Source organism: Cobetia sp. 1AS1 (assembly GCF_029846435.1).
Classification (GTDB): domain Bacteria; phylum Pseudomonadota; class Gammaproteobacteria; order Pseudomonadales; family Halomonadaceae; genus Cobetia; species Cobetia amphilecti.
In genome coordinates this window covers 68,849-82,296 of sequence record NZ_JARWKU010000001.1, presented here as the reverse complement: position 1 = coordinate 82,296, position 13,448 = coordinate 68,849, and the positions used below count along the sequence as shown (strand labels likewise).

11 protein-coding genes are annotated in these 13,448 nt (G+C 65.6%); 3 read left to right on the top strand and 8 right to left on the bottom strand.

Translation table 11 applies throughout. The annotated features are described in order from the left end of the window. Positions 1–457: 457 nt before the first annotated feature. Entirely contained in the window at positions 458–1,546 is a 1,089-nt protein-coding gene (locus QD280_RS00350; protein ID WP_043331875.1) for a 3-deoxy-7-phosphoheptulonate synthase, read from the top strand. A gap of 148 nt (positions 1,547–1,694) precedes the next feature. Here QD280_RS00350 and dinG read toward each other — a convergent pair whose 3' ends face one another. Next, positions 1,695–3,833 carry an ATP-dependent DNA helicase DinG gene (dinG, locus tag QD280_RS00345; RefSeq protein WP_279837942.1) on the bottom strand — a complete coding sequence of 713 codons (2,139 nt, stop codon included), beginning with the start codon at positions 3,831–3,833 and terminating at the stop codon, positions 1,695–1,697. 217 nt (positions 3,834–4,050) lie between these two features. After that, positions 4,051–5,355 carry a DEAD/DEAH box helicase gene (locus QD280_RS00340; protein WP_279837941.1) on the bottom strand — a complete coding sequence of 435 codons (1,305 nt, stop codon included), beginning with the start codon at positions 5,353–5,355 and terminating at the stop codon, positions 4,051–4,053. Between the two features lie 1,011 nt (positions 5,356–6,366). On the opposite strand from QD280_RS00340, the gene QD280_RS00335 reads away from it, so the two are divergent. Both QD280_RS00335 and xthA read left to right on the top strand, forming a co-directional pair. Next, a complete protein-coding gene (locus tag QD280_RS00335) occupies positions 6,367–6,633 on the top strand; it encodes a hypothetical protein (RefSeq protein ID WP_043331879.1) in 267 nt (88 codons plus the stop codon). Further along, positions 6,633–7,445, top strand: a complete 813-nt coding sequence (gene xthA / locus QD280_RS00330; RefSeq protein ID WP_279837940.1) for an exodeoxyribonuclease III — start codon at positions 6,633–6,635, stop codon at positions 7,443–7,445. Before QD280_RS00335 ends, xthA begins: the two co-directional genes overlap by 1 nt. A gap of 137 nt (positions 7,446–7,582) precedes the next feature. Here xthA and QD280_RS00325 read toward each other — a convergent pair whose 3' ends face one another. The 6 genes from QD280_RS00325 to QD280_RS00300 form a co-directional block, all read right to left on the bottom strand. Further along, positions 7,583–8,878, bottom strand: a complete 1,296-nt coding sequence (locus QD280_RS00325) for a hypothetical protein (RefSeq protein ID WP_279837938.1) — start codon at positions 8,876–8,878, stop codon at positions 7,583–7,585. Between the two features lie 133 nt (positions 8,879–9,011). Next, positions 9,012–9,806 carry a TonB family protein gene (locus QD280_RS00320; protein ID WP_279837937.1) on the bottom strand — a complete coding sequence of 265 codons (795 nt, stop codon included), beginning with the start codon at positions 9,804–9,806 and terminating at the stop codon, positions 9,012–9,014. 1 nt (position 9,807) lies between these two features. Next, positions 9,808–10,206 (bottom strand): biopolymer transporter ExbD, encoded by a 399-nt coding sequence (locus QD280_RS00315; protein ID WP_043331884.1) that lies wholly within the window; start codon positions 10,204–10,206, stop codon positions 9,808–9,810. Further along, positions 10,199–10,822, bottom strand: a complete 624-nt coding sequence (locus QD280_RS00310; RefSeq protein ID WP_084589252.1) for a MotA/TolQ/ExbB proton channel family protein — start codon at positions 10,820–10,822, stop codon at positions 10,199–10,201. The genes QD280_RS00315 and QD280_RS00310 overlap by 8 nt, the downstream gene beginning before the upstream one ends. After that, complete coding sequence (locus QD280_RS00305) at positions 10,815–12,266, bottom strand: MotA/TolQ/ExbB proton channel family protein (RefSeq protein ID WP_279837936.1); 1,452 nt, start codon at positions 12,264–12,266, stop codon at positions 10,815–10,817. Before QD280_RS00305 ends, QD280_RS00310 begins: the two co-directional genes overlap by 8 nt. After that, a complete protein-coding gene (locus QD280_RS00300; RefSeq protein ID WP_235506905.1) occupies positions 12,266–13,177 on the bottom strand; it encodes a DUF3450 domain-containing protein in 912 nt (303 codons plus the stop codon). Before QD280_RS00300 ends, QD280_RS00305 begins: the two co-directional genes overlap by 1 nt. Between the last annotated feature and the right edge of the window lie 271 nt (positions 13,178–13,448).

The following is a 13,448-nucleotide window of genomic DNA, read 5'->3' as shown; positions in this document are numbered from 1 at the left end:
ACAGGAATTGCGACTCGCGCATGCGTTATCCGGCCCCTTTGATATTCGTTGTGATGGATGCGATGCCTGGCGCGGGGCGAAAAAGCGCCCGACGGCCCGCTGACGCGACCAAAATCAACGCACAGTGTTCCTGTTTATCATTTGTACGGCAAGACGCCATGCCGTCAAAGCCTCAGGTTTTGCGTGTTCACTCCCGTCATGACAGCGTTTGGCGACGCTGACACGTCAAAGCGTAACGATTTCTTTACGATTTACGCTTATCTTGATGCGCACGAGCCCCAAGTCAGCGCCAGCCAGCTTGACAGTTGATTAAATTTGACCCAAGGACGCTGACAAGCCGGCATGCAGCAGATACCATGGACGTCATTCAGTACGCACAACACGGATGGCGGGCGCGAAGACGCCCGTCTGACTCTGCTAGCAGCCATGCAGACCGCACACCGCTCAGGACACTGTCATGTCAGAACAACACGTCAACAACCTCAACGTCCTGTCACAGGACGTGCTGATCACCCCCGAAGCGCTCAAGCAGGACATCCCGCTGACCGCCAAGGCCGAAGAGACCGTCATCGAAGGCCGTCGCACCATCCAGCGTATTCTGGACGGTGAAGACCCGCGCCTGCTGGTCGTGGTCGGCCCCTGCTCCATCCATGACCTGGACGCCGCCCGTGACTACGCGCGCCGCCTGAAGGTGCTGGCCGAGGAAGTGAAGGACAGCCTCTACATCGTGATGCGCGTCTACTTCGAGAAGCCGCGTACCACCGTCGGCTGGAAAGGCCTGATCAACGACCCGCACCTCAATGACACCTTCGAGATCGAGGAAGGCCTGCACATCGCGCGCGGCCTGTTGGTCGAACTGGCCGAGATGGGCCTGCCGCTGGCCACCGAAGCCCTCGACCCGATCTCCCCGCAGTACCTGCAGGACTGCATCAGCTGGTCCGCCATCGGCGCCCGCACCACCGAATCCCAGACCCACCGCGAGATGGCCTCTGGCCTGTCGTGCCCGGTCGGCTTCAAGAACGGCACCGACGGCTCGCTGGATGTCGCCGTCAACGCCCTGCAGTCCGTGTCCCACGGCCACAACTTCCTGGGCATCAACCAGGCCGGTCAGGTCGCGATCATCCGCACGCGTGGCAACGCCTATGGCCATGTCGTGCTGCGTGGCGGCAACGGCAAGCCGAACTACGACAGCGTCAGCGTCGCGCTGGCCGAGCAGGAACTGGCCAAGGCCGGCGTCACCGCCAACCTGATGGTCGACTGCTCCCACGCCAACTCCAACAAGGACCCGGGCCTGCAGCCGCTGGTGCTGGAGAACGTCACCCAGCAGATCCTCGAGGGCAATCGCTCCATCATGGGTCTGATGGTCGAGTCGCACATCAACTGGGGCGCGCAGAAGATCAATGCCGACCGCAGCAAGATGGAATACGGCGTCTCCATCACCGATGCCTGCATCGACTGGGCCACCACCGAAGACACCTTCAAGACCATGGACGCCAAGCTCAAGGATGCACTGCGCGCTCGCCTCGAGCAGCCTGCCGAAGCCTGAGCCAGAAGCCTGATCCAGAAGCCTGAGACCACTGGCTTCAGACCGGCCGCATTGGATGAATGAAAAAGCCCCGCCGATTGGCGGGGCTTTTTTGTGGCCGCTGGGTCGGCAGCTGACGGGCCAGCTCTGACCGTTCAGCCCTGACCCATCAGTTCTGACGCACACCATCGATCTCGCGCACGAAGGGCGGCAAGGCCTCGATCAACTGCTGACCGTAACGCTTGGTCAGGATGCGCCGATCCAGAATCGTGATACGCCCTTCATCGGCTTCCTTGCGGATCAGGCGCCCACAGGCCTGCACCAGCTTGATGGAGACATCCGGCACCGCAATACGCATGAACGGATTGCCGCCCCGCGACTCGATCCACTCCGCCAGCGTCGCACCGACCGGGTCATCCGGCACCGCGAACGGCAGCCGCGTGATCACCACGTGGGTCAGATACTTGCCGGGCAAGTCGATGCCCTCGGCGAAGCTCGCCAGCCCGAAGATGATGCTGCCGCGCCCGCCATCCACCGCCTTGCGATGCTGACTGAGCAGCTCATGCTTGGGCAGACGACTCTGCGCCAGCACCCGCTTGCGGGTCTCGCTGTCCAGCGCCTTGTTGACCGCCGCCAGCTGTTTGCGCGAACTGAACAGCACCAGCACCGCCTCGCGCACATCCAGCGCATTGACGAAGTCGACGATCGCCTGCTCATGCGGGCCGGGCGGCGACGGCTCCACCGCCTCGCGCGGGATGGCCAGCACCGCCTTGCCATAATCGAACGGGCTGGGCAGACGCTGATAGCGATAGCGATTGGCAAGGCCCGCGCGCTCCTGCAGGCGCTCGAAGCGATTGAGCGCCGTCAGGGTCGCCGACGTCAGCACCGCACCGAAACAGGTGCCCCACAGATGGCGTGCCAGCGTTTCCGCGGCCGACACCGGACTTGCCGAGACGGTCATCTCCGGCTCGCCATTGAAGCGCTCGAAGGTCAGCCAGCGCGCATGCGGCGGCCCATCGGCAGGGTCGCTCAGGCCGATGGCCTCCCACAGCGCATGGGCTTCCAGCGCGCGCCCGTGCAGCAGGGCCACCAGCGGCAGCCAATCCTCGGCATTCTCCTTGGGCAGGCCGGTGGCCTTCTCCGGGTCCAGGCTCTCACGCAGGATGTCGGCGATCTGCTCCAGCGCCCGCGACAGCTCCGCGAAGCCCTTGAGCAGGTTGTGGCCCAACTCCTTGAGCGCCTCCGGCGCCTGTCCGCGCTCAAAGCGATGATTGGTGACGTCCTCGCCGGCCCCATTGGGCAGATCCGCCAGCTGATGCCCCAGCCCGAACACCTCGCCCAGACGCGGTTCGATATCCGCCAGCAACTCGGGCATGCGCGCCAGCAGGCGGCCGATGGTCGGCTGACTGCCCAGCGCCGCATTCAGCTCGGTGAGCGACTTCTTGAGATTGCCCAGCCAGCGCAGCGTCTGATTGATCGGCGTGCGGTGATGGAAGTGATCCAGCGCCTTGTCGGGCAGATGGTGCGCCTCGTCGAAGACGTAGATGCAGTCACTGGGCGACGGCAACACCAGCCCGCCGCCCAGCGAGAGATCCGCCAGCACCAGATCATGGTTGGCGACGATGATGTCGGCCTGCTCCAGCTGACGACGGGCACGGAAGAAGGCACACGCCGAGAAGTGGCTGCAGCGGCGATTGGTGCACTGACGGTGATCCGTGGTCAGACGCGCCCAGTCGCGATCCTCGACCTGCAGCGGCCAGCTGTCGCGGTCCCCTGCCCACTCGCCGCTGGCATAGTCCTCGGCCATCTTGCCGGCCAGCTCCACGAAGCTGCCGCCGTCGCTGGCGATCATGTCGCGCTCGAACAGCGCCATGGTCGGGTTGTCCTCGACACCTTCCAGCGCCTGATCCAGCTTCTGCACGCACAGGTAACGGCGACGGCCCTTGGCCAGGGCGTAGTCGAAGCTCAGGCCCGAATGCTTCTTGAGCGCCGGCAGGTCCTGATGCATGACCTGCTCCTGCAGCGCGATGGTCGCGGTCGAGACCACCAGCCGCTTGCCGCGCGCCTTGGCCACCGGCAGCGCGGAGAGCAGATAGGCCAGCGTCTTGCCGGTACCGGTACCGGCCTCCAGCACGCAGACATGCTCGTTGCCGAGGCGATAGCCTTCCGGATTCTGCTCGATGTTGCCCAGGGTGCGCGCGATCTCGGCGATCATCAGCCGCTGCCCGTAGCGCGGCGTCAGCTCAAGACCCTCGAGCAACTTGCGATAGGCGCCCTGAATCTCGCCCTTGAGGCTATCTTCCAGCATTGCGTGTCTCTCTCCTCAACTGGCCATCCACCCCTGACCCACGACATCCGGTCGACGACAACTGGCGACTGGCCACTCGTCATCAAACCAGCGGGTCATGGAGCGCAAGACGGCGAACAGCCTGAGCTGTCCGCCGTCTTTGCGTGCTACTGCCATCTACCTCGACTGCCCTGCGCGGCCGGTCACCCTATCGCGACCGGTCGGATGCAAGCAGGCGTTACAGCAGGCCCTGAGGCGGCTGCTGACGCGGCAGCGTTTCCTGCAGGTAGTCTTCGATTTCCGGCAGCGAGAAGACATCTTCCTCACCGACGAAGCTGATCAAGGTCACATCGCTGAAGCTTGCACGGTGGACGTAGTCTTCCGGCACTTCCGGCAGCGTGAAGTTGATCGCATGGGTCGCGTCTTCGAGTGCGAAGCCACGCCCGGCGACATCGCTGACCACCAGCACCTTGAGCTTGCCGTTGCGGAAGGCCTCATGGGCTTCCAGGCGCTCGGTCTGGGTCTCGGCGCCGGACATCACCGCCGATTCGATACCGGCTTCCTTGAGCGCGGCGTTGATCTTGCGCACCAGCCCACGGCTATTGCCGAAGACCACGGAGCGCTCCATCTCGCCCTGCTTCACCAGATTGATCAACAGACGCAGCTTGTCATCATCGCTCACGGTGTAGGTCTGCACGGCGTCGTTGTCCGCCGCGATGGCAGCCGTCGCTTCGTGCTCGACCGTGACCTGAGTCGCCTCATGCGTCCACTGCTCGGCCAGCCCCAGCACGTCGGAAGACAGCTCGGCGGAGAACAGCAGCGTCTGGCGCTCTTCCGGGCGCGGTGTGGCGCGGATGATGCGCTTGACGTCGGGAATGAAGCCCATCGACAGCATGCGGTCCGCTTCGTCGACCACCAGCACCTCGGTCTCGGAGAGATCGACATCACGCTTGGTGTGGAAGTCGAGCAGGCGGCCTGGCGTTGCGACCAGCAGGTCGACCTTGCGCTCGAGGCGTTCACGCTGCTTCTGGTAGTCCATGCCACCCACCACGCAGGCCACCGAGATGCGCGCAAATTCGGAGAACGCCTTGGCGTCCTTCTCGATCTGCAGCGCAAGCTCACGGGTCGGCGCGATGATGACGGCACGCGGCGCGCCCGGCTTCTGGCCTTCCGGCGCCTTCTCTTCCAGGAAGTAGGCCAGGGTGGCGATCAGGAAGGCGGCGGTCTTGCCGCTGCCGGCCTGGGCACGGCCGACCACGTCACCACCCAGCAGTGCCTTCTCGAAGGTCTGGGCCTGGATCGGGGTGCAGTATTCAAAGCCGGCCTTCTGGATGGCACGCATCAGCGGCAGCGGCAGATCGAAATCATGGAAGCGCCACTGACCGGCGACCGGCGCGACCGGGAACTGATCGAGGTTCCACTTGGACTGGGAGCGACGCGGCTTGCGACGACGACGCTTGGGCTTTCTCGGCTTCTGGTTCGGGTCCTGCGGCTCTTGCTGAGTCTGCTCAGCGGCTGGCTGGGTCTGATCCGTCTCGCTCATGTAATCCGTTCTTTTCAAGGGTTCATATGCGACAGGCGCGGGTCGTTCTCGGAATCTCGCCGTGACAGGCCACACCCGGTTGGTTCGTCATGCCCAGTCGTCTCACCTGGTTCGCCTGACTCGCGCCTGATGCGCGGTAGTCTCGGGCTGCATGCGCCTTTACCGGATTGGGAGCCATCCCCTGCCCTTCTGCGGCAACACCCCCTGGGTGCGCGTCTCCGAGGCCACGCAGGCCTCGGGTGCAGAAGGACACGAATGCTCTCACCTGTTCTTGACGGATTCACGCATCCAGCGCTCCCCTGCCCGAATGTTCGGCAAGGGACTGGAGCGGACGTCTGCCATGAGGGTCTGCTCACGTGGCACCGGTCATGTCATCGCCGGGCTCACGCAACGGACAGGCTCATGGGTCGCCACAAGGACGGCCGATACTGCGTGTCGGTCGAAAGGGCTTCTTCATCGGGCGGGCATCAGGCTGCCGGGCAACCTTGGCCACGCCACGGGACAGTTCGCCGCCGCCCGTCTGTCTATCTGTCTTGCTGTGTGGGCCGGGGCGGCGTACCTGCCAGGGTCATTCAGGTAACACTCATATATTGCATATTGCATGTCGCTGGCACGGGCAATGGCAGCAAGACTGGCGCGTCCGGCAAGCCGTTGTCTCTGACATGCGTGAGGGGAAGCGCGCCCCGAGGGGCAGGCGACCCGCCATCGTGCATGAGACACAAGGCGCCGATTCAAGCGGCCAGTCACGCACCTCACCTGCGGGCAGCGACGATAACGCCGACATATTGTACCAGCCCGCCGGCGTCTTCGCGCCCCTGCATCATGACGCACTCGGCGCGAGACATCCTCGCGTGCACGACACGCGATGCTTCTCACCACGACGCCCCTCATGGCACCCGCCCCATGCAGGCTGGTAGAATGCCCGACAACTGATGCGGTTGCCCGCGTGCCGCGGCCTTGCCGTGCGACTCAAGGCTGGCGACTGCCGACACCGAACAGGAAAGCCCGAAGATGACACGTAGAAAGAAGAGCCGCTCCATCGCCGACAAGGTGCAGATTCGTACCGGCCGCCGCAAGGACTTCAAGAAGTGGCGCGCCGAGAACCCGGACCAGGTGCATTCCGGCCCGCGTTACGTGGCCAAGAAGAAGGACCAGCGCAAGTCCCAGGCTGCCGCCAAGCTGGAACGCATGAACGCCGCGCCGCTGTTGCCGCTGCACCCTGATGCGCCGGCAAAGGAAGACAGCTCCTCCAAGGATGATGGTGGAGGCGAAGCGTGATGCGCCTGATTTCCTTCAACATCAACGGCATCCGTGCGCGTCCGCATCAGCTGAAAGCGCTGATCGAGACGCATCAGCCGGAAGTCATTGGCCTGCAGGAAACCAAGGTGCAGGACAGTGAATTCCCCCACGCGCACATCGAGGCGCTGGGCTATCACGTGGTGTGGCACGGCCAGAAGGGCCACTACGGCGTCGCGATGCTGACCCGTCAGGTGCCGAAGAAGGTGCACTACGGCATGCCGGATGACGACGAGGATGCCCAGAAGCGCATGATCGGCGTCGAGATCGACGGCCCGAATGGCGAGCCGCTAATCGTCTACAACGGCTACTTCCCCCAGGGCGAGAATATCGAGCACCCGGTGAAGTTCCCCTACAAGACGCGCTTCTATCAGCAGCTGTTCCGCCTGCTGGAAGAAGACCACCAGCCCGAGCAGCATGTGGTGGTGATGGGCGACTACAACATCTCGGCCACCGACCGCGACATCGGCATCGGCGAGCCCAACCGCAAGCGCTGGCTGCGCGAAGGCAAGACCAGCTTCCAGCCCATCGAGCGCGAGTGGATGGAACGCCTCTACGCCTGGGGCCTGACCGACAGCTTCCGCCACGTGCACCCGGAAGCCGATGATCAGTTCAGCTGGTTCGACTACCGCTCGCGCGGCTTCGAGCGTGAGCCCAGGCGTGGTCTGCGCATCGACCTGATCATGACCAGCCCCGGCCTGACTCCGCTGATCAAGGATTCCGGTGTCGACTACGCGCTGCGCGGCATGGAAAAGCCGTCGGATCACGCCCCGGTGTGGACCGATATCGGCTGATACGCTGAGCAACGCCAGCGCGGACACGATCGCCAGACACGCAAACGCCGCCTTTCCCGTCTCAGGACGATCAGGAAAGGCGGCGTTTTCGTTGCAGTGACACTCAGACAGCGCTGGATCGTAAGCGTCTCACGTCATCAGCGCTGCGCGATGGATTTCAACCAGGCATCGGCCCCTTCGGCACCACGCGCCTGAGCCTTCTTGAAGGCTTCACGCGCAGGGTCGAACTGCTCCAGCTGACTGGCGACCACGCCGGAGAGCAGCCAATGACGCGCCGAGTCGTCGCCACGCTCACCGGCCGCGGCCAGCGCCTGCTGCGCCGTTTCCCAGCGGCCCCAATCATAGGCAAGCTCGGCATACTGCCGGGCATCCTCGAGTGACTGGCTCTGCTGCGAGACGGCTGCCCACACCTTGAGCGCATGCTCGACATCGCGTGCCGCCGTCCAGGCCTGGGCCAGCTGGCGACGCAGCGCCGGGGTGTCTTCAAGCAGCGGCTGCCCCTCAGGTGTCGCGGATTTCGAGAGCCCCGCCTCGATCAGCTCCGCCGCCCGTGCCGGCGCACCGGCTGCCAGCTGCAGGTCGACTCGCTGCTGGTAGGCGTCACTGCCACTGACGATCCCCGCCGCCCACGCCGCTTCCCAGGTACTGGCGGCGCGGGTGTTCTGGTTGAGGCGCTGATAGAGCGCCACGGCACGCTGCCAGTCCTGTGGGTCACGTGACTCGCCCAGTCCCTGCTCGACCAGCGCCACCGCCGCGCCATGGCGGCCGGTCTGCTGATAGACGCTGACGGCCAGCTTCAGGCGATCGCCGCTCGGCGCACTCGCCTTGCTGGCACGCTCCAACCAGTCCTCGGCGCGCGCCCAGTCACCTCGATTGGCTTCCAGACTGACCGCCAGCCACAGGTCATCGGCACTCGCCGAGCCGCCGTGCAGATATTCCGCCAGACGAGCGATACCGCTATCGCGCTCACCGGCGCGCAGGCGCAGCATCGCTTCACGACGCAGCCACTCGCGAGCCTGGGAGGCATTGACGCCCGGCAGGCGACGCGCCTCGGCATACAGACGTGCCGCCTGGGCCTGATCGCCCTGGCGCGCACGCGCACTGGCCGCCAATGACAGATACAGCGCGCGCACCTCGCCGCGCTGGCGCTTGGCCTCACGCTCGGCGCGCTCACCGACCGCGTCATAATCGCCTTCATCCAGCCGTGACTGCAGCGTGCGCAACTGCCCCGCCACTTCGGCGGAGACGCGCGTCGCCGCATGGGCCGCACTGATGCCACCAACCTCCATCATCAGCATCAGGCAGGTCGAGACCAGCGTCACGCGGGTGAGTCGGCGCCCGCCGCGTGTCAGCAGCTGGCGCGCCCGCGCCATCAGGCCTCGCGATCGCTCAGCGCTGTCGGCGTCCTGCGGCGGTGTGGATTTCGCTACCATGAGTCTTTCCTCTTGCGTTCATCCGCTGCCATGACCCGGCGCATTGCCGATAAGTCCACGGCATCAGAGATGACGACATATGACACACATCAGACACCCGATGAAAGCCCGCGCCATGGAGTCACGGGTTGCCTCAACGCAACTGGAACTCGAGCCGCTGGCGCGCCTGGCGCGCATTGCCCGCGGCCGGGAATTCCCAGCGCGCGATCGCCTTCATCGCCGCCCGATCAAACACGCCCGACGGCTCGGCACGCACCACCCGCAGCGAGCCGCCATCGACATTGCCGTCCGGACGAATCACGAACGCCACCTCGACGAAGCCCTCGATGCCGCGGCGACGCGCGCGACTCGGATATTCAGGAGCGGTGCGCACGGTGGGCCGCGGTGAACCACCCTGCGCCGCCGGGGCTGCCTTGGGCTTGGACGGCTTCTCCGCGGCCTGTGATGACGCATCAGACGCCGACTGAGCCGATGAAGCGGCCTCGGCCTGCCTGGCGACCGCCTTGGGTTCCGGCTTGGCCTTGGGTGCAGGCTTGGGCGTCGGTTTCGGCTTGGGGGTCGGTTTGGGCGGGCGCTCGACTTCCAGCGGCGGCAGGCTGTCATCCATGGTCAGCTCTGGCGTCGGCGGCAATGGTGTCTTGACCTCGGGAATCGCCACCGGGCTTGTCGCCTTGGGTGCCGGCATCGGGGCTGCCTTGGGTGGCGGCGGTGGCTCGGCCGGCGGCGTGGGCAGACTTTCACTCGCCGCCGGCGCGGGCGCCGGTGCCTCTTCAGGTGCCTGAACGGTGGAGACCGACAGCGGCTCCGGTGGCGGCGTGTCGTTCACCGGCGGCGCGACCAGCAAGGCCAGCGCATAGAACAGCACCAGCGCCAGCAAGGCACCACCGACAAGCCCGACGAGTCGATTGGCATACAGGCGTCGCGTCATGTCATTCGCCCTTCGAGGCGGCGACCGCGATGTCCTGCACACCCGCGTTGCGCAGTGCATCCATCGTCTCGACCAGCAGGCCGGTCTGTGAGCGGCTGTCGGCCTGGATCACCACCGGCTGACCATCGGCAAGATCGGCCACGGCGTCGCCGACGCGATGGGCATCCACCGGCTTGCCGTCGACCCACACCGCGCCCTCGGCGGTGATGGCGACCATGACCGCCGCGTCAGGGCGCGCCGTGGCGTTGGAGGCTTCCGGACGCTGGATCTCGACCCCGGACTCCTTGACGAAGCTGGTGGTGACGATGAAGAAGATCAGCATGATGAAGACGACATCCAGCATCGGCGTCAGATTGATCTCGCCGCTGTCTTCCGCGGCCTCCATGCGACGTCTACGCATGTGGTGTCTCGCTTGTATCAGAGGAGGAATCAAAGCCGTTCGCAGCGGACATGCCGGAACGTGCATCGTCGACGGCGCGCGCCAGACGGTCGTGCAGGCGCTGGTCTTCACGACGCACCACACGCTCGAAACGCGTGACGAACATCAGGCCCACCACCGCGACCGCCATGCCGGCCAGCGTCGGCAGCGTGGCGCGTGCCACACCATCGGCCATGGCACGCGCCTGGCCGGTGCCGGCGATCGCCAGCGAATCGAAGACATGGATCATGCCGGTCACGGTGCCCAACAGTCCGGCCAGCGGACAGATCAGTACCAGCAGCTTGAGCCACGGCAGCGGTGCGCGCAGACGTGACAGCAGCTCACGGGTCAGCACTTCGCGATGGGTGAGCGCCGACCAGCTGTGGTGCTCGCTGCGCGCTACCCAGTCGCGAATCAACTGCTGACGCGCCGGACGATGCACGAGCCGCCAGTAGAGGCCGCGTTCCAGCGCCAGCCCGAACAGCACCATGGCGATCAGGCAGATCACCACGATCAGCGGGCCACCGCTTTCCACCAGCCGCATCACTGGCGCGAAGCCACCGCTCAGCAAGGAAGAGGCGGCCAACGAATCAGGCATGCTCGGTATCCCGCTGACGCGCTGCCGCGCTGGCAACCTTGCTCGGGGCGCGCTTCTCGAGGTGGTCGGCCAGACGTGCACTGGCGCGGCCCTCGAGACGGCCCATCAGGCCCTTGGACAGACTGGAAAGTCCGGTCTGGGCGAACAGCAGCGGCACGGCGGTCACCAGACCCAGCACGGTGGTCACCAGCGCCTGGGAGATACCGCCGGCCATCAATTTGGGGTCGCCGGTACCGAAGACGGTGATCGACTGGAAGGTGCCGATCATGCCGGTCACGGTGCCCAGCAGACCCAGCAGCGGCGCGATGGCAGCCAGCAGCTTGACCAGCGCCTGGCCACGCTCGAGCCTGGGCTGCTCGGCCAGCAACGCCTCGTCGAGACGGGCTTCGAGCGCTTCCGGCTCGTGATCGTGGCGCATGCCTTCAAAGCGATGCAGAACACGGCCCAGCGGGTTGTCGTCACTGAGCTGGCTCAGGTCGGCTTCCTGACGTTTGACCGCCCGGCGGGTCAGCGACAGGCGCACCAGCTGGATCAGCGCGATGATCAGTCCCAGCACGCCAAGACCGACGATGACGTAACCGACGGCACCGCCCTGCTTGAGGCGCTCACCGAGACGCGGCGCCCGCGCCAGCGCCTGGGTGACATCGCCACCGGTGGGGTCGAAGCTCAGACGATCACTGTCGCCGGCATCGAAGGCCGCCAGCTGCTTGCGAATGCGCAGCGGCGTGGTACCCGCAAGGCCGAGGGTGTCCAGCGCCGAGGGGGCATCCACGGCCTTGTCTTCCGACAGCGGCGCCAGCAGGTGACGACCACTGAAGGCCATCTGCTCGCCGACCCGCACGATCTCACGCGGCTTGATGCTGCCATCCGGCCCGGCCAGCGGTGCCTGGAAGCGCAGCGCGCGACCGCTTTCGGTGGCGATGCTGCGGATGTCCGCGGTCAGGGCGGCGAGTCGCTCGCGGCCCGGCACCTCATCACGCGGCCCCAGGTCCGGCAGACGCGCCTGGCCGCCGACCAGCAGCCAGTTGCCCGCCAGCGCCTCACGCGTCTCGCGGGCATGCTTGCGTGCCACCTCGAACACCTGACCGAGATCGCCCTGCTGGGCCTGACGCTCTTCGTCCAGACCGCTGAGGGTCGCCTGTTGTTCCTGCGCCTCGGCCTCGAGGGTCGCGCGCGTCTCGCGCAGGCTGTCACGCCGCGCCTCGGCCTCGCTGACCGCCGCTTGCAGTGCCTCGCGATCCGACAACAGGGTGTCGAGACGCGCCTGGTCGCGGCCTTCGGCCTGACTGGCGGCCTGTTCGAACTGCTCGACGCTCAATGACTGCTCGGCACTGCCGGTCGCCGCCAGCACGGCGGGAGACGACAACGTCAGCAGCCCCAGAGTGCCGGCCGTCAGCAACAGGCGTGACAGAGACGCACGTGGCGCTTGTGAATTCGTCGCCATCAGCTGGACTCCTGCGCGGTACGGGTAGTGGTGGTACGTGTGCTGGTGACTGCTGCGGCAGCCTGATCGGCGCTCTCGAGCGCGGACTGCGACAGGCGCCCCTTCGGGGCCAGCTCGACATCCTCGACCGGCACCGACAGCGGCAGGGTCACCAGTGACGGTGCCTGCTGGTCACGCGCCATGCTGATGCCCTTGCGCAGCGCTTCCAGGCCGCTGTCATCCAGTACCTGCCAGCTGCCATTTCTGGCCTGCCAGGCGCCACCATGCTGACCATCCAGCGTCAGGTAATAGAGGCCGACGCGGCCGACACGCAGATACTGCACCTCGGTGTCTTCCCCACCGACAAGCCCTGCGCGCCAGGTATCGAAGCCCTGACCGTAGCTCAGCTCCTGCTGCCAGGCGTTGAGCAGCTGATCGAGACGCTCGTCATTGCTCAAGCTGGCATTGGAGAGGTTGTCACGCAGACGCTGGACGCGCGCGAGACGCTCGTCCTTGAGAAACGGCAGGTCCTGCTCGATGAAGTCCGCCAGCTCCTCGACCTGCTGACGCAGCAGGCCCGGCAGCGACTCACGTGTGGCCTCGAGATTCTCCAGCGCCGTGCGCTGGCGCTCGATACGCGCCGCGCGGTCAGCATTCAGCGGCGTCAGCTCTGCGGTATAGCTTTCCAGACGCGCGGCTTCCTGACGCGCTTCACGCAGGCGCACCAGCAGCGCGCGCGTCTCGTCATCGGCGGCGTCGATGCGCGCCTGCAGCTCACGCTGGGTTTCCTGATGAGTGGCGGCACTGTCACGCAGTGTCTCGGCATGCGCCGGCAATGCGGTGGCTGTCAGCGGTGCAAGCAGCACCAGCGCCGGGAGCAGGCCGCCAAGGGCTCGCACGCACGGGAAGGGGAAAGAAGTCGAACGCCGCACGGACATCTCCTGAAGAACTAGGCTTGGTTGCATCCTCGGTCGCCTGCCAGGCCGCTAGTGGCTTCCGAGTGGAAATGCAAATCACTGGCATGGACGGTATTACAAACAAGAACAATTATCAATTGATCTTGCCTCGCTCTACCCCATCAGCAGGCCCTGAAACCTGCAATGCAGCGTTGCACTTTTCTCCTGACGCTCTCTCCCCTGCCCTCGCCCCTACCCTTGCCCGCAGACACAAAAAAACGCGACCCGCCGAAGCGGGTCGCGTTGG

Bases quoted from the DNA above. Each gene is read 5' to 3' on its own strand.
- QD280_RS00340 (WP_279837941.1), bottom strand. From the start codon at position 5,355: ATGAGCGAGACGGATCAGACCCAGCCAGCCGCTGAGCAGACTCAGCAA.
- QD280_RS00315 (WP_043331884.1), bottom strand. From the start codon at position 10,206: ATGCGTAGACGTCGCATGGAGGCCGCGGAAGACAGCGGCGAGATCAAT.
- QD280_RS00310 (WP_084589252.1), bottom strand. From the start codon at position 10,822: ATGCCTGATTCGTTGGCCGCCTCTTCCTTGCTGAGCGGTGGCTTCGCG.
- QD280_RS00305 (WP_279837936.1), bottom strand. From the start codon at position 12,266: ATGGCGACGAATTCACAAGCGCCACGTGCGTCTCTGTCACGCCTGTTG.
- QD280_RS00320 (WP_279837937.1), bottom strand. From the start codon at position 9,806: ATGACGCGACGCCTGTATGCCAATCGACTCGTCGGGCTTGTCGGTGGT.
- xthA (WP_279837940.1), top strand. From the start codon at position 6,633: ATGCGCCTGATTTCCTTCAACATCAACGGCATCCGTGCGCGTCCGCAT.
- dinG (WP_279837942.1), bottom strand. From the start codon at position 3,833: ATGCTGGAAGATAGCCTCAAGGGCGAGATTCAGGGCGCCTATCGCAAG.
- QD280_RS00335 (WP_043331879.1), top strand. From the start codon at position 6,367: ATGACACGTAGAAAGAAGAGCCGCTCCATCGCCGACAAGGTGCAGATT.
- QD280_RS00350 (WP_043331875.1), top strand. From the start codon at position 458: ATGTCAGAACAACACGTCAACAACCTCAACGTCCTGTCACAGGACGTG.
- QD280_RS00325 (WP_279837938.1), bottom strand. From the start codon at position 8,878: ATGGTAGCGAAATCCACACCGCCGCAGGACGCCGACAGCGCTGAGCGA.